Consider the following 267-nt stretch of genomic DNA (forward strand, 5'->3'; position numbering starts at 1 on the left):
GATTATTTGAAGGATTTCAGCCGGCCTTTCGGGCGCGGCTTTGGGCGAGACGATAGCTGTCACCATTCATCTCGAGGATGCTGACGTGGTGGGTGATACGATCCAGCAGCGCGCCGGTCAGACGCTCTGAGCCCAGAGTTTCCGTCCATTCGTCAAACGGAAGATTGCTGGTGATCAGGGTCGCGCCTCGCTCGTATCGTTGCGAGATCAGCTCGAACAGCAATTCCGCGCCGGTCTTGGAGAGCGGCACGAAGCCCAGCTCATCGA

At 58.4% G+C, this 267-nt stretch carries 1 protein-coding gene; it reads right to left on the reverse strand.

Going from position 1 to position 267, the window contains the following annotated elements; translation table 11 throughout:
• Positions 1–16: 16 nt before the first annotated feature.
• The coding region (locus tag DUT91_RS25305; protein WP_147272288.1) for an ATP-binding protein at positions 17–267 on the reverse strand (251 nt) is incomplete at its 5' end.

Source organism: Paramesorhizobium salinisoli (assembly GCF_003335045.1).
In the GTDB taxonomy this organism is placed as follows: domain Bacteria; phylum Pseudomonadota; class Alphaproteobacteria; order Rhizobiales; family Rhizobiaceae; genus Paramesorhizobium; species Paramesorhizobium salinisoli.